A 15,174-nucleotide genomic window follows, 5' to 3' on the forward strand; every position below is an offset into this window, starting at 1 on the left:
GGGCCGGCTGCGGCTTCGCCGCGCGCTCGGTGATGGGGACCCGCCAGGGGCGGTGGGTCAGCCCTGCTGCGCGGCGGCCGGGACTTCGCGGGGGTGGTCGGGGGTCTCGCCCGTGCGTCGGAGCCGGCGGTGGCCGATCAGGGCGAAGCCCGCGCCGAGCAGGATCAGCAGCGCCAGCGGGACGACCTGGCTGAGCGTGTAGCCGAGGCGCTGGCCCGCGAAGCCCGCAGGCAACGACGCGTCGGCGTCGCCGCTCGTGCCGAACCAGTCGACGCCGAAGCCGGGCCAGACCAGCACGACGACCGTGAACGCCACCAGGCCCGTGGTGATCCAGGTGACCACCCGCACGCCCGCCGCTCCGCCGGGCACCCGGTACGGGCGCACCGTCTCCGGCTGCTTGCGCCGCAGCACCGACAGCGCCGGGAAGGTGACGACGTAGGAGATGAAGGTCGTGGAGATCGCGAGGCCCAGGCCCGCGCTGAAGTACTTCGCCACGTCGCCGCTGGTCAGTTGCAGCGCGGCGACCATGACCAGGCTGGCGACGACGCCGGAGAGCATGTTGACTCGGACCGGCGTGCCGAAGCGCGGTGAGATCTTCCCCAACCAGGCGGGCCCGCCGCCGTCCGCGCAGGCGACGGCCTGGCCGCGGTCGCCGCCCATGGCCCAGGTGACGCCGCTGGTCAGCAGCGCGACGATGAGGCCGACGGCGGCCAGCTTGCCGAGCACGGCGCCCGCGCCGGTCAGCGTCACCGTGCCGTCGGTGGCGACGGAGCCGCCGTAGACCGTGAACACGGACTTGCAGGCGTCGATGAAGCCGCCGAGGTTGCTGACCTGCTTGGCCGGCACGACCAGCAGGATGCCGAGGATCGGCGCGCCGTAGAGGAAGACGGTGGCGATGCCGGAGCGCAGCACCGAGAACGGGACGTCCCGGCGCGGATCCTCCATCTCCTCGGCGGCGGTGGAGGGGAGTTCGAAGCCGACGTAGTTGAAGATCAGGAACGGCACCAGGCTGATGAACCCGGCGTAGGTCGGCACGGCGTCGCTCGCTTGGAGTGGGGTGACGCCCTTGCGCACGGCGTGGATGACGACCGAGACGGTGAAGAAGGTCAGCAGCAGGATGCGCAGCGCCGCGCCGATCGTCGGGATCCACTTGCCCACGCGCAGCGACAGCAGCACCGCCCCGGTGCCGGCCCAGACGAAGATCAGCCCGGCCGCGTAGAGCCAGAACCCGTGCAGCGGGTGGAAGAACTTCTGGAACGTCGTCAGGGACAGGACGCAGAGGGTGCCGCCGACCCAGAGCGGGTTGGAGGCCCAGTACAGCACCTGGTTGACGGCGGCGACGGTGCGGCCGAAGGCCAGCTTGGTCCAGATGTAAGGGCCGCCCTCCAGCGGGAAGGCCGAGCCGAGCTCGGCCACCAGCAGACCGTAGGGGAGGAAGAACACCACGCCCAGGATCGCCAGCCAGGTGAGCCCCTGGAGGCCGCTGGCGGCGACGGACCCGATGGTGTCGAGTCCGACGAGCGTGCAGATCAGGAAGAAGAAGACGTCGACCCGGCGCAGGCTCTTGCGCAGCAGTCGGCGTTGACTGCTCCAGTCGCCGGAGGCGTCCGGATCGGGGGAGTTCTGCTCGTGAGGGGATCTTGCCGCCAGGTCCATCGTTGGCTCCTCGGGCGCTCTACTGACTGACGGTGCAGTTAGTTCGGTAAGCGTGGCGGGGGCCGGGCGGGGTGTCAATGGGTCGGACGAAGGCTTTCCGGATCGGTCGGGTGGCGGCGTGCCGAAGTTGCCCTACGCTCCCTCCATGACCCGCAGTCGCAAGGACGCCAGCCTCCGCCGCGAAGAGATCCTTCGCGCCACCACCGCGCTGATCGAGAAGGAGGGCATCCAGGCCCTGCGGATCTCGGACGTGGCGCAGTCCCTGCAGGTCAGCCCGGCGCTCGTGGTCTACCACTTCCGCACCAAGGAGGAGCTGATCGCGGAGGCCTTCACCTGGGCCGCGCAGCGCGACCTCGACCGGCTGGAGAAGCTCACCGCGGCCGCGCCCAGCGCGGTCGGGCGGCTCGGCACCGCGCTCGCCTGGTATGCGCCGACCGGCCAGGCCAAGGGCTGGAAGCTGTGGATCGAGGGGTGGGCGGCCGCTCTCCGGGAGCCCACGCTGCGCCAGGTGGGCCGCGAGGTGGACCTGCGCTGGAAGGAGTCGCTCACCGCGGTGATCCAGGACGGGGTGGGGACGGGCGAGTTCACCTGCGCGGACGCGCGCGGCGCGGCCTGGCGGATCACCGCCGTGCTGGACGGGCTGGCCGTCCAGGCGCTGGTGCACCAGGGCGTGCAGAGCAGGGAGCGGATGGACGAGTGGGCACGCCAGATCGTCGGCCGCGAGGTGGGCGTCGACCCGGCCGTGCTGGAGCGCCCGGCCGGGGCGTGAGAGGGCGCTGGCGGAGGCGTTGCCGGGGGCGTTGACGGGTCCTGGTCTGTTACTGCATGGTGATTCAGTAAAGTCACCGGACCACGACGGGATGCCGCCATGACCACCTCCGCTGTCGCCCCTTCCGTCACCGCCGCCGGCGCGGCCCCCGCGCCCCGGCTGCAGGTCGTCTGGACCGATCCGGTCACCGGCCGCAACGGCTACGTCGTCATCGACCGTTTGATCCGCGGCGTGGCCAGCGGCGGGCTGCGGATGCGGGCCGGCTGCACCCTCGACGAGGTGCGCGGACTGGCCGCGGGCATGACCCGCAAGGAGGCCCTGCACTACGACCCGGCCAACCGCTACGTCCCGCTGGGTGGCGCCAAGGGCGGCATCGACTGCAGCCCGGACGACCCGGACGCCCGCGGCATGCTGGCCCGCTTCCTCGACGGCGTGCGCTGCGTACTGGAACGCCACTGGACCACCGGCGAGGACCTGGGCCTGCGGCAGGACACCATCGACGGGGTGATCGCCGAACTCGGCCTGGACAGTTCGATCCAGGCGATCTACCCGCTGCTCGACGACGAGGAGAAGGCGCGCCGCCGCCTGGCCGACGCCTTCGCGATCGAGGTCGACGGCGTCGCGCTGCCGGAGCTGGTCGGCGGCCTGGGCGTCGCGGAGGCGGCGCTGACCGCGCTGGACCACGACGGCCTCGCGCCCGGCTCGGCCCGCGCCGTCGTCCAGGGCTTCGGCTCGATGGGCGGCGCGACGGCGCGCTACCTCGCCCGGGCCGGCGTCAGGATCGTCGGGATCGCCGACGCGCGCGGCCTGGTGGTCAACGAGGCCGGGCTCGACGTCGAGCGCCTGCTGCGCACCCGCGATCCGCTCGGCGGCCTGGACCGCAGCCAACTGAGTTCGCAGGACCGGCAGTTGCCGTCGGATGCATGGCTGGACGTGGACTGCGAGATCCTGGTCCCCGCGGCCGTCTCCTACTGCATCGGCGCCGAGGACCAGGCCCGGATCACGGCCCGCTACGTCGTCGAGGCCGCCAACATGCCGACGCTGCCGGAGGCGGAGGCGGCGCTGGCCGCCCGCGACGTCCGGGTGATTCCCGACTTCGTGGCCAACTCGGCCACCAACGCCTGGTGGTGGTGGACCCTCTTCGGCGATGTCGAGGCCGACGCCGGCCAGGCCGAGGCCAAGGTGCGCTCCTCCATGCGGAGCATCGTCACCGACCTGCTGACCGAGGCGGACCGCTCCGGCATGACGCCGCGTCAGGCGGCGCTGCGCGTGGTCGAGCGCAAGAGCGAGGAGATCAGCCTTCGTTTCTGTGAGGAGTCTTGACGGCTTGAATGCCCACTCACTACGGTGCGCGCTGGGGCGTTAGTTAGGAAACTTTCCTTACGAGAGAGGGAGAGAAAACCCCGTGAGAGAGCGCATCGCGCACGCTTGGCTAAGGCGCAGTGTGGGGGTGGGGGTGGCGCTGTCCACCCTGACCACCGGTGTGGTGGCCTTCGCCGCCGCCGTGCCGGCCCAGGCCGCGTCCCCCACACACGCGTTCCCGTCGCACCAGACCTACCAGGTCGGCGTCATGCCGTCCGCCTCCGAGGCGACGCGTGACGCCGCCGTGGAGAAGCAGTACGACTCGTGGAAGGCCAACTACCTCGTCCACGGGTGCGCGAGCAACGAGTACTACGTCTCCACCAAGGGCGACGGCGACGCGACCAACAACGGTCCGGTCTCCGAGGGCCAGGGCTACGGCATGAACATCGTGCCGCTGATGGCCGGTTACGACGCCAACGCGCAGACCGAGTTCAACGGTCTGTGGCAGCTGGTCAAGGACCACGAGGACCAGTACGGCCTGATGCAGTGGCAGTTGGACGGCAAGTCCTGCAACTACTACAGCGGCGGCACCCCCGACGGAGCCACCGACGGCGACCTGGACATCGGCTACGGCCTGATCCTGGCCGACCAGCAGTGGGGCGGCTACAGCAGCGACGCCAAGACGTGGCTGACCAACTTCTGGAACCACGACGTGGCTCCGGACGGCCACCTCAAGTGCGAGGACGACGGACCGAACACCGACACCCGGCCGTCCGACCACATGATCGACCACCTGCGGGCCTTCGCCGCCTACGACACCTCGCACGACTGGAACAAGGTCGTCCAGCGCACCGAGGCCGTCGACTCCTCGCTGGTGAGCACCTACTCCTCGTCCTACGGCCTGCTCTCCGACTTCGTCGTCGGGGCCAACGGCTCCAGCCCCGCGCCGGCGCCCGCCAACTACCAGGAGAACCAGCCGGACAACATCGTCGGCTACAACTCCATCCGGGTGCCGTGGCACATGGGCACCGACGCGCTCCTGAACGGCGCCACCACCTCGGCCTTCGAGCTGAGCGAGGCGCAGAAGTGGTCGGCCTGCGCCAAGAAGGTCTCGGGCGACAACCCGGCCAACGTCTATCCGCACCTGAACCTCAACTGCACCGGCTACAACACCTCCGACGTCGCGGAGGAGGCGGGCGACTCGATCGGTCCGTCCGCGATGGCCGCCGGCGACCAGGCGTGGACCGACAAGATCTGGAACTTCCTCCAGACCAACCCCTACGGTGACGGCTACTACGGCGAGACGATCAAGACCCTGGTCATGATCGTCATGGCCGGCGACTACTGGAGCCCGGCGGCGAGCAGTGCGCCCGCCAACGACTTCTCCGTCTCCGACACGCCCGCCACGGCGTCGGTCGTCGCGGGCGCCTCGGCCACCGCGACCGTCTCCACCGCCGTCACCTCCGGCTCCGCGGAGAGCGTCACGCTGGCCGCCGCCGGTCTGCCGAGCGGCGCCACGGCCGCGTTCAGCCCGGCGTCGGTCACGGCCGGCGGCAGCAGCACCCTGACCGTCACCACGGCGGCCACCACCCCGGCCGGCAGCTACCCGGTCACCGTCACCGGGAGCGCGGCCTCCGGCTCGCACACGGCCACGTTCACCGTGACCGTGACCGCGTCGGGCGGCAGCTGCACCCCCGCGCAGCTGCTCACCAACCCGGGCTTCGAATCCGGCGCGACGGGCTGGACCCAGTCCTCCACGCTCGGTTTCACCCCGATCACCACGGCCACCAGCGCCGAGCCGGCGCACTCGGGCAGCTACATCGCCTGGTTCAACGGCAACGCCACCAAGGACACCGACACGATCGCCCAGTCGGTGACCATCCCCTCCGGCTGTGCGGCCACGCTGACCTACTGGCTGCACGTCGACAGCACCGAGAACACCACCACCGCCAAGCCGGACACCTTCACCGTGCAGGTGCTGAACTCCGGCGGCACGGTGCTGGGCACCGTCGGCTCCTTCTCCAACCTGAACGCGGCGAGCGGCTACACCCAGCAGACCGCGAACCTGTCCAGCTGGGCCGGGCAGACGGTGACGCTCAAGTACATCGGCTCCGAGACCGACACCAGCGGCGGGACGACGGACTTCGTCATCGACGACCTGGCGCTGAACACCCAGTGAGGCGTCCCTCGCCGGGCACGGCGAGGTAACCCTCGGACAACAGGGTGCGGGCCCGCCACCACTCCCGGTGGCGGGCCCCGCATACTGTTCGGGTGGAGGAGAACACGCTGGTCCAGGGGAGATACCGGCTGCAGCGCCGGATCGGGCGCGGCGGCGCGGGGGAGGTCTGGCAGGCCGAGGACGAGGCGCTGGGCCGTCAGGTCGCCGTGAAGTGCCTGGTCCCGGACGGTCCGAACGACGGGCAGCTGGTCCGCGAGCGGTTCCGGCGCGAGGCCCGCCTCGCCGCCGGCCTGCAGCACCCCGGCATCACCGTCGTGCACGACTTCGGCGAGTCCTCCGGGGTGCTCTTCCTGGTCATGGAGCTGTTGTCCGGAGAGGACCTGGGTCGCCTCCTCGACGCAGCGCGCGACCGTCGGCTGCGCCCCGCCGAGGCGATCGGCATCAGCCGTCAGATAGCCGAGGCCCTCGTCTACACGCACCAACGCGGCGTCATCCACCGTGACCTGAAGCCGGGCAACCTGATCCGCACGGTCGACGGCACCGTCAAGATCTGCGACTTCGGCATCGCCCGGCTCGGCAGCGACCAGAACGTCACCGCCCGCCTCGGCGGCAACACCTTCGCCGTCGGCACGCCCTACTACATGTCGCCCGAGCAGATCGAGGGCGCCGGTCTGGACGAGCGCGCCGACCTCTACTCCTTCGGCTGCGTCCTGTACGAGCTGCTGCTGGGCCATCCGCCGTTCTACAAGGGCGACCCGCTGGTCGTCCTGCTCGACCACCGGGACGCGGAGCCGCCACCGCTCCGCGCCGAGCGGCCGGAGATCCCCGAGGCGCTGGAGCGCCTGGTGCTGGACCTGCTCGCCAAGGACCCGGACAAGCGCCCCTCCTCGGCGCGCGAGGTGCTGCACCGCCTCGACGAGTCCGCGCAGGCGGCGCCCCCGCCGCGCGGCACGCTCCCGCCCTGGGCCCGCGGGATCGGCCCCGTCCCGGTCTCCCTGGTGCGGCTGACCCCCGAGCCGCCCGCGCTGACCGCGCTGACCCGGAGATGGACGGCGTGACACGGCCGGCCCCGTAATCTGACGCCACGTCAGAAAATCTCTTCCGCTCTTCCGCGGCGTGCGCCATGCTGCCTCCAGCAGCCTGGACCCAAGCCATGGGAGCCGCGATGAGAACCCCCCTCAGCGACCGACTCGGCATCGAGCACGCGGTGTTCGGCTTCACGCCGTTCCCCGCCGTGGCGGCCGCGATCTCGCGGGCCGGCGGGCTGGGGGTGCTCGGGGCCGTCCGCTACGGCGCCGCCGAGGAGCTGGCCAAGGACCTCGACTGGATGGACGCCCACTCCGACGGCAGGCCGTACGGCGTCGACGTGGTGATGCCCGCCAAGAAGGTCGAGGGCGTCACCGTCGAACAGGTCGAGGCGATGATCCCGGAGGGCCATCGGGCCTTCGTGCGGCAGCAGTTGGCCAAGCACGGCGTGCCCGAGCTGCCCGAGGGCGAGCGCGGTGGCTGGCGGATCACCGGGTGGATGGAGGAGGTCGCCCGCTCCCACGTCGACGTCGCGCTCGGGCACCCGATCAAGCTCCTCGCCAGCGCGCTCGGCTCACCGCCGCCCGACGTCATCGAACGCGCCCACGCGGCGGGCGTGCTGGTGGCCGCGCTCGCGGGCAGCGCCCGGCACGCCCGACGGCACGCCGAGGCCGGGATCGACGTCGTCGTCGCCCAGGGCCACGAGGCCGGCGGGCACACCGGCGAGATCGGGACGATGGTGCTGGTCCCCGAGATCGCCGCGGCCGTCGACCCGCTGCCCGTGCTCGCGGCAGGCGGCATCGGTACCGGCGCCCAGGCCGCCGCGGGGCTGGCACTCGGTGCGCAGGGCGTGTGGCTCGGATCGGTCTGGCTGACCGTCACCGAGTCCGAACTCGCCTCGCCGGTGCTGCGCGCCAAGCTGCTCGCCGCCGGCAGCGGCGACACCGTCCGCTCCCGCGCGCTCACCGGCAAGCCCGCACGGCAGCTGCGCACGCAGTGGACGGATGCCTGGGAGGGCGAGGACAGCCCCGGCACGCTGCCGATGCCGCTGCAGGGTCTGCTGGTCGCCGACGCGCTCAGCCGCATCCAGAGCTACGAGACGCCGGAGCTGATCGGCACGCCCGTGGGCCAGATCGTCGGCCAGATGAACGAGGAGCGTCCGGTGGCGGCGGTGATGGACGAGCTGACCGGCGGCTTCGAGCGCGCCGTCGCCCGGCTGAACCGCATCGCGTCGAAGGAGGGTGATCAGGCATGAACCAGTCAGCAGCCGCGGCCCTGCCCGTCGGGTTCTGGGCCCAGGCCCAGGCCGAGCCCGAGCGCGTCGTGATGCACGCGCCGGACGGCACCGCGTGGAGCGCGGGGCGGCTGCACGCCGCCGCCAACCAACTGGTGCACGGGCTGCGCGAGGCGGGCCTCGGCGTCGGCGACTCCTTCGCCGTCGTGCTGCCCAACGGCGTCGAGCTGTTCACCGCCTACCTGGCCGCCTCCCAGGCCGGCTTCTACCTGGTGCCGGTCAACCACCACCTGGTCGGGCCCGAGATCGCCTGGATCGTCTCCGACAGCGGCGCCAAGGCGCTGATCGCCCACGAGCGCTTCGCCGACGCGGCCACCGCCGCCGCGGACGAGGCCGGCCTGCCGAAGGAACGCCGTTACGCCGTCGGCGAGTTGCCCGGCTTCCGTCCCTACGCCGAGCTGCTCGAGGGCCGCGACGCCACGCCGCCGCAGGAGCGCACGACCGGCTGGGTGATGAACTACACCTCCGGCACCACCGGCCGCCCGCGCGGCATCCGTCGCCCGCTGATCGGCAAGCCGCCGGAGCAGACGCCGCTCGGCGGCTTCCTCGGCATCTTCGGCATCCGCGGCGGACATGACGACGTCCACCTGGTCTGCTCGCCGCTCTACCACACGGCCGTGCTCCAGTTCGCCGCCGCTTCCCTGCACCTGGGCCACCAGGTGGTGCTGATGGACCGCTGGACGCCGGAGGAGATGCTGCGGCTGATCGACACGCACCGGGCCACGCACACGCACATGGTCCCCACCCAGTTCCACCGCCTGCTCGCGCTGCCCGAGGAGGTGCGCGCCCGCTACGACGTCTCCTCCATGCGCCACGCCATCCACGGCGCCGCGCCCTGCCCCGACCACGTCAAGCGCGCCATGATCGACTGGTGGGGCGAGTGCGTCGAGGAGTACTACGCGGCGAGCGAGGGCGGCGGCACCCACGCCACCGCGCGCGAGTGGCTGGACCGTCCCGGCACGGTCGGCAAGGCCTGGCCGATCAGCGAGATCGCCGTCCTCGACGAGCAGGGCGAGGCGGTGCCGACCGGTGAGCTCGGCACGGTCTACATCAAGATGAACACCGGCGGCTTCTCGTACCACAAGGACGAGGCGAAGACCCGGGCCAACCGGGTCGGCGACTTCTTCACCGTCGGGGACCTGGGCCTGCTCGACGCGGACGGCTACCTGTTCCTGCGGGACCGGAAGATCGACATGATCATCTCGGGTGGGGTCAACATCTACCCCGCCGAGATCGAGTCCGCGCTGCTGCGTCACCCGGCCGTCGCGGACGCGGCCGCGTTTGGCATCCCGCACGACGACTGGGGTGAGGAGGTCAAGGCCGTCGTCGAGCCCGCCCCCGGCTTCACCGCCGGTCCGGACCTCGCCGCGGACATCCTCGCCCACTGCGAACGTGTCCTCGCCGGCTACAAGCGCCCGCGCTCGGTCGACTTCGTGACCGAGCTGCCGCGCGACCCCAACGGCAAGCTCTACAAGCGTCGCCTCCGTGACCCGTACTGGGAGGGGCGCACCCGTCAGGTGTGAGGGCGGGCGGCGGGCGCCACCGGCTCGGACTCAGCGCTGGTCGTCCGCCTCCTGGTTCTCGGTCTCCGGGTCACCCTCGGCCTTGGGGTGGTCGGAGGCGTGGGCGTTCTGCTCCGACGTGGCGTCCTGGTCGGCGTCGTCGGGTGGGGACTCCGTCGGTGGAGTGGCAGTGGTCATCGCGGACCTCCCGTCGTGCTCGACGTACCCGGTCGCCTACCCGCGATCGGGCCCCGCTAACGCGCGGTACGGCCGCGGGTCAGGCGGCCAGCTCGACGTTCGCGAGGACCTGGTTGTTGCGGTCGCGGATCTCGATGCGGCGGGGGAGGGTGCGGTCGCGGACCCGGGTGCCGTCCTCGCCCACCGGGTGCGGGTGGCCGAGCGCGCCGCGGACCGCGGCGGCGAGCGAGCCGTCGCGCAGGGTCGCGTCCAGCGGCGCGGTGTCGTCGCGGAGCCAGTGCAGCAGCAGCACCCAGCCGCGGTGCCCGCCGCGCTGCGCGGCTGGGTCGGCTCGACGCTCATTCCGAGCTCGCCGAACGCCTCGATCAGCTCCTCCACGTCCACACCGTCGAGGTGCTGGAAGTTCTCCTCGAGCAGCAGCTGAGCCATGGCTTTCCTGTCCTTCCCCCGTGGGTCCCCGCGCAGCGGCGGGCCTTCCGCCGACGGCGGATCGACGTACACCGAACGTCTCTCGTCGCGATCTTGATGCCCAGCCGGCATGGGGTCGAATCCTGCCGACGCCGTGCCCACGACCGTTTCTGACGCGCCGTCTCCCGTGCTGCTGGGGCCGCTTCGGGGTGCTGCTGGCCGCTGCGGCGATCGGCCGCACCCGGCGAACCCGATCGGGCGAGCCACACGGCGTGGAGATCATCGGATGAACGGACGCTGTGGCCTCCTCGATCCATGACGGCCCCCTCCCTCCCACTGCCGCTCCCCGCCATTCCGGAGGACGTCCCGGAGGACGTCCCGGAGGACGCCCCGGGCGCGCGGGACGGGGCGACCCGGCGCCGGGTGCTGGCCGGCGCCGGGGTCGCCGCCTCCACGCTCGTGCTCGGGGTCGCGGCGAGCGGACGGCAGGCCGCGTCCGCGAGCGCCAGGATCGCGGGCGAGGTGCGCACGGAGTTCCTGCACGGCTGGCGCGGCTACCAGGCCGCGGCCTGGGGCTACGACGAGGTCCGGCCGGTCAGCGGCACCCGTAACGACTTCTTCGCGCGCGGCCGCACCTTCGGGCTGTCCATCGTCGAGGCGCTCGACACGCTCTTCCTGATGGGGGAGAATCGGGAGGCGGCGCGCTGCTGCGACTGGATCGAGCAGCACCTGGACCCCGTCCAGGACGCGAGCGTCCAGGTCTTCGAGGCCGTCATCCGCCTGGTCGGCGGGGTGCTGGCGGGATATCAGGCCACCGGGCGCCGCGCCCTGCTGCAACGGGCCCGCGAACTCGCGGACCGGCTGCTGCCCGCCTTCACCGGCTCGCCCACCGGCCTGCCCTACACGCACGTGAACCTGCGCACCGGCGCGGTCAGCGGCGACGTCGCCACGCTGGCGGAGATCGGCAGCAACGCCATGGAGTTCGGGCTGCTCAGCAGACTCACCGGCGACGCCCGCTACTACGAGGCCAGCCTCCGCGCCTACCGGGCCGCGTTCGCGCGGCGCAGCGCGCTGGACCTGCTCGGCACCGCGCTCCACGTCGAGACCGGACGCTGGGCCGACACCACCTCCGTCGCCCCGAACGCGCCCGTCGACTCGTTCTACGAGTACCTGTGCACGGCCGGGGGCCAGCTCGGCGACCGTTCGCTCACCGGCTGGTACCGCACGCTGACCGCCGCGATCCTGCGCCACCAGGCGGTGCGCGTCGGCGGGCGGCTCTGGTTCCAGGCGGTCGACTTCCGGACCGGTCGGGCGAGCGGCGCGCTGCACCAGCAGGAGCTCGGGGCCTTCTATGCCGGGCTGCTCGCCAAGGGCGGCGCGCCGCAGCAGGGGGCCGACTACTTCGACTCCTGGACCGCCGTGCTGGACCGCTGTCCCGTGCTGCCCGAGTCCGTCGACTGCGCCACGCTCGCGCCCGTGGACCGCAGCGGCCGGCTGCGGCCGGAGTACGCCAACGCCGCCTTCGACCTGTGGCGGGCCACCGGTCAGGAGCGCTACCGGACGGCCGGCTACCGCTGGTTCGCCGCGATGCGCGAGCGCCAGCGCGTGCCCGGCGGCTACACGACGCTGCGCGACGTGACCGCGCCGACGGGCAGCGCGCGGGCGCACGACGACCTCACCCCTGGCTACTGGTTCGCCGAGAACCTCAAGTACCTGTGGCTGATGTTCTCGGCGACGCCGCGCTTCGACTACCGCGCGGGCCTGCTCTCGACCGAGGGGAAGGCGCTGGTGGGCCTTCGGCCGGGCTGGGTCTGAGGCAGGCCGGCTCCCGGGTGTGCCGGCGGTCCGCTCAGCCCTTGCTGTGCGCGACCGGCGCCGCGGGCGCGGGGTGCGTCATGCTCGGCAGCAGCTCGCAGTAGCGCTGGCGACAGGCCGGGCAGAGGCGCTCGGGGAAGATGTCGCGCAGGTCGGCGGAGGAGCGCGTGCGGCTGTCCACGGTCATGGTCCGTTCGCACAGGGCGACGCTGCCGCCCTCGCGGACCAGGTGCCACAGGTGGATCTCGGTGTCCACCGATGCGAAACCGTACTCGGCCTTCAGTTCGAAGATCACGGGTATCACCTCGTACCCATCCTGCACCCGGATGGTCGGGAAGGACTCGAGGCGGGGCCGAAGACGTCACCCGGGCGGCGGTGCGGTGTGCCCTTCGCGCGGGCGGGAAGGGTCCAGGTATGGCTGCGAACCGCCTGGAACGAGGGCTGCGGCGGTTCGACCGCTGGCAGCAGACCCGACGCAGGCCCGGTTTCGTGGTCGGCGTCGTCAAGAAGTTCGGCGACGACCACGGCGGGCAGCTGGCCGCCCTCATCACCTACTACGGCTTCGCGGCGCTGTTCCCGCTGCTGCTGCTCCTGACCACGGCGCTGGGCTTCGCCCTGCACGGCAACCCGCGGCTGCAGGCCGACGTGCTCGACTCCGCCCTGGCCGACTTCCCGGTCATCGGCGACCAGCTGCGCGGCAAGGTGCACTCCCTGCAGGGCAACGCGGTGGCCGTGGCGGTCGGCTGCCTGGGTCTGCTCTACGGCTCGCTGGGGATCGCGCAGTCGCTCCAGTTCGCGATGGCGCAGATCTGGAACGTGCCGGGCGTACGGCGCCCCGGCTACTGGCCGCGCCTGGCCCGCTCCCTGCTGCTGATCCTGGCGCTCGGCCTGGGCCTGCTGCTCTCCTCCGCCGCCACCGCGGTCCTGGCCGGGGTGGCCACCGGCCCGCTCGACTTCGTGCTCGGGCTGCTCGCGTCCGCCTGCTTGAACACCCTGCTCTACCTGGCCTGCTTCCGGGTGCTGACCCCGGCCGACATCCACTGGCACCGGCTGCTCCCCGGCTGCTTGATCGCCGGCCCGGTGTGGACCGCCCTGCAGGCGTTCGGCGGCGCGCTGGTGGCCCACCAACTGCGCCACGCGACGCAGATCTACGGGCTGTTCGGCACGGTGCTGGGCCTGATGGGATGGGTCTTCCTCGGCGCGCAGCTCTCCATGTACGCGGCCGAGGTCAACGTCGTGCGCGCGCGGCGGCTCTGGCCGCGCGCCATCGTGCAGCCGCCGCTGACCGAGGCCGACCGCCGGGTCCTCGACGCCATCGCCCGACAGAACCGCCGGCGGCCGGAGCAACTCGTGGAGAGCAGCTTCGCCGACGAGCCGCCGCCGGTGGCGGCGGAGCCCTCGGCGGCGAAGGACGGGGCGTCGGCGGGGGAGCCCGCTGAGGGGGACGGCGCCGCCGGCGGGGGTGAGAACGGGCACCCGCCCGGCCGCAGGAGCGGTTTCAGCGATCCGCAGGGTGGTTAGCCAGAGAGCATGGACATCAGCGGTCCGGCGGACAGCAGAGGTGGGACAGCGGCGGCGCGGCGGATCCTCGCCGAGGTCGTGCACCGGATCGACCGGCTGGACCGGCTCGAACGGCTCGATCCCCTGGCGGAGCGGGTGCGCCCGGTGATCCGCGCCCTCCCCTTGGGTCCGGCCCGGGAGGGGCTGCGCGGGGAGTGGTTCGGCTACCCATCGCATCCCGCCCTGGTGCAGCTCCCGATCGGTTTCTGGACGTCGGCCGCCGTGCTGGACCTCGTCCCGGGCGAGCGGCGCGCCGCGACCCTGATGGTCGCGCTCGGCTTCCTCGGCGCGCTCCCTGCGGAGTTGGCGGGCTGGGTGGACTGGGCCGAGCTGCCGACGAACGAGCAGCGACGTGCCGGCCTGGTGCACGCCGTCACCGGCGCCGCGGCGACGACCGTCTACGGCCTGTCCTGGCTGGCCCGCGTGCGCGGCCGGACGGGCCGTGGCCGCGCTCTGGGCTTCGCCGGCCTCACGGTGGCCACGGTCGGCGGCATGATCGGCGGTCACCTGGCGCACGGCCGGGCGGATCACACGGATCACACGGATCACACGGACCCCAGGGACCGCACGGACCGCGGGGCGTAGCGGTCAGCCTTCGGAGCCGGTGTCGCCGCCGATTCCGGTCTCGGTTCCGGACAGGAAGAGCGTGATCCCCAGGGCGACGCCGTGGGCGGCCATCTCGCGCCAGGCCGGGGTGGAGAGGCGTGCGGCGTCGGCCGCGTTGCGCATGTTGCCGCACTCGATGAAGACGGCCGGGACCTGGGACAGGTTGAGTCCGCCCAGGTCGGAACGGACCATCAGACCGGTGCCGCCGCCCAGGTAGGTGGCGAAGGGCTCGCCCGTGGCCAGCGTGTAGGCGTCGCGCAGGTTCAGCCCGAGGCGGCGTGAGGGCCCCACGATCGGGCGGGTGTCCGCCGCGCCCGCGACGACCTCGGCCGGCAGGATGACGTGGAACCCGTGGCCCTCGGGGGTGGCCCCGTCGGCGTGGAGCGCGACGACGGCGTCGGCGTGCGCCTGGTTGCCGATCGCCGCACGTTCGGTGACGCACGGCCCCCAGGGGCGGTCGCCGTCCTGCGTGAGGATCACCCGCGCCCCCTCGGCGGCCAGCAGCAGACGCACCCGGCGGGCCAGGTCGAGGGTGAACTCGGCCTCGGTATAGCCCGCGTCGGTCGAGGTGCCGGTGGTGTTGCAGGCCTTGCGGCCGTTGCCGACGTCGACGAGCTGGTTGATCTCGGCCGGATGGCTCGCGTTGCCCGGGTTGTGGCCGGGGTCGAGGACGACGGTGCGCCCCGCGAGGGGGAGTGCGCGGCGCGGCGCGGCCGCCGACGCCTGGCCGCGCGGGGCGCTCGGCCCGAGGACGGCCAGGGCGGTGAACGCCGCGGTGAGGACGGAGAGAGCGGTGACCGCCGAGACCACGGAGACCACGGAGACCACCGTCAGGCTGCCTGCACGCATTCCCGCTCCT

14 protein-coding genes are annotated in these 15,174 nt (G+C 72.5%); 9 read left to right on the forward strand and 5 right to left on the reverse strand.

Annotated features, from left to right (window positions below; all coding sequences use genetic code 11):
- Positions 1-57: 57 nt before the first annotated feature.
- Entirely contained in the window at positions 58-1,656 is a 1,599-nt protein-coding gene (locus DN069_RS19625; RefSeq protein ID WP_111502547.1) for an APC family permease, read from the reverse strand.
- Positions 1,657-1,801: 145 nt separating this feature from the next.
- Between DN069_RS19625 and DN069_RS19630 the strand changes: the two genes are divergently transcribed.
- From DN069_RS19630 to DN069_RS19655, 6 genes are all read left to right on the forward strand, one after another.
- Complete coding sequence (locus DN069_RS19630; protein ID WP_111502549.1) at positions 1,802-2,425, forward strand: TetR/AcrR family transcriptional regulator; 624 nt, start codon at positions 1,802-1,804, stop codon at positions 2,423-2,425.
- A 99-nt stretch (positions 2,426-2,524) separates the two neighbouring features.
- Positions 2,525-3,748: a Glu/Leu/Phe/Val dehydrogenase dimerization domain-containing protein gene (locus DN069_RS19635; protein WP_111502551.1), complete on the forward strand. Its 1,224-nt coding sequence runs from the start codon at positions 2,525-2,527 to the stop codon at positions 3,746-3,748.
- Positions 3,749-3,881: 133 nt separating this feature from the next.
- On the forward strand, positions 3,882-5,906 hold the full coding sequence (locus DN069_RS19640) for a glycosyl hydrolase family 8 (protein ID WP_243639455.1): 2,025 nt from the start codon (positions 3,882-3,884) through the stop codon (positions 5,904-5,906).
- 92 nt (positions 5,907-5,998) lie between these two features.
- Positions 5,999-6,964: a serine/threonine-protein kinase gene (locus DN069_RS19645; protein ID WP_111502555.1), complete on the forward strand. Its 966-nt coding sequence runs from the start codon at positions 5,999-6,001 to the stop codon at positions 6,962-6,964.
- A 107-nt stretch (positions 6,965-7,071) separates the two neighbouring features.
- Entirely contained in the window at positions 7,072-8,187 is a 1,116-nt protein-coding gene (locus DN069_RS19650) for a nitronate monooxygenase (RefSeq protein WP_111502613.1), read from the forward strand.
- The gene (locus DN069_RS19655; protein WP_111502557.1) at positions 8,184-9,749 is read left to right on the forward strand and encodes an acyl-CoA synthetase; all 1,566 of its coding nucleotides are present in this window, start codon (positions 8,184-8,186) and stop codon (positions 9,747-9,749) included. The genes DN069_RS19650 and DN069_RS19655 overlap by 4 nt, the downstream gene beginning before the upstream one ends.
- Before the next feature lie 30 nt (positions 9,750-9,779).
- Here DN069_RS19655 and DN069_RS40115 read toward each other — a convergent pair whose 3' ends face one another.
- Together DN069_RS40115 and DN069_RS19660 are read right to left on the reverse strand one after the other, a co-directional pair.
- The gene (locus DN069_RS40115) at positions 9,780-9,926 is read right to left on the reverse strand and encodes a hypothetical protein (protein WP_165845553.1); all 147 of its coding nucleotides are present in this window, start codon (positions 9,924-9,926) and stop codon (positions 9,780-9,782) included.
- 79 nt (positions 9,927-10,005) lie between these two features.
- Positions 10,006-10,218 carry a hypothetical protein gene (locus DN069_RS19660; RefSeq protein WP_111502559.1) on the reverse strand — a complete coding sequence of 71 codons (213 nt, stop codon included), beginning with the start codon at positions 10,216-10,218 and terminating at the stop codon, positions 10,006-10,008.
- A 431-nt stretch (positions 10,219-10,649) separates the two neighbouring features.
- On the opposite strand from DN069_RS19660, the gene DN069_RS19665 reads away from it, so the two are divergent.
- Positions 10,650-12,149: a glycoside hydrolase family 47 protein gene (locus tag DN069_RS19665; RefSeq protein ID WP_111502561.1), complete on the forward strand. Its 1,500-nt coding sequence runs from the start codon at positions 10,650-10,652 to the stop codon at positions 12,147-12,149.
- A 34-nt stretch (positions 12,150-12,183) separates the two neighbouring features.
- On the opposite strand, the gene DN069_RS19670 is transcribed toward DN069_RS19665, so the two are convergent.
- Positions 12,184-12,444, reverse strand: a complete 261-nt coding sequence (locus DN069_RS19670; RefSeq protein ID WP_111502563.1) for a hypothetical protein — start codon at positions 12,442-12,444, stop codon at positions 12,184-12,186.
- Positions 12,445-12,563: 119 nt separating this feature from the next.
- Here DN069_RS19670 and DN069_RS19675 point away from each other — a divergent pair, with 119 nt between their 5' ends.
- A complete protein-coding gene (locus DN069_RS19675) occupies positions 12,564-13,670 on the forward strand; it encodes a YihY/virulence factor BrkB family protein (RefSeq protein ID WP_165845554.1) in 1,107 nt (368 codons plus the stop codon).
- A gap of 9 nt (positions 13,671-13,679) precedes the next feature.
- Positions 13,680-14,294 carry a DUF2231 domain-containing protein gene (locus DN069_RS19680; protein ID WP_111502567.1) on the forward strand — a complete coding sequence of 205 codons (615 nt, stop codon included), beginning with the start codon at positions 13,680-13,682 and terminating at the stop codon, positions 14,292-14,294.
- 3 nt (positions 14,295-14,297) lie between these two features.
- Here the strand turns inward: DN069_RS19680 and DN069_RS19685 are convergent, their stop codons facing one another.
- Positions 14,298-15,164 (reverse strand): N-acetylmuramoyl-L-alanine amidase, encoded by an 867-nt coding sequence (locus DN069_RS19685; protein ID WP_111502569.1) that lies wholly within the window; start codon positions 15,162-15,164, stop codon positions 14,298-14,300.
- Between the last annotated feature and the right edge of the window lie 10 nt (positions 15,165-15,174).

The sequence above is a fragment of the Streptacidiphilus pinicola genome (assembly GCF_003258295.1).
Lineage (GTDB): Bacteria > Actinomycetota > Actinomycetes > Streptomycetales > Streptomycetaceae > Streptacidiphilus > Streptacidiphilus pinicola.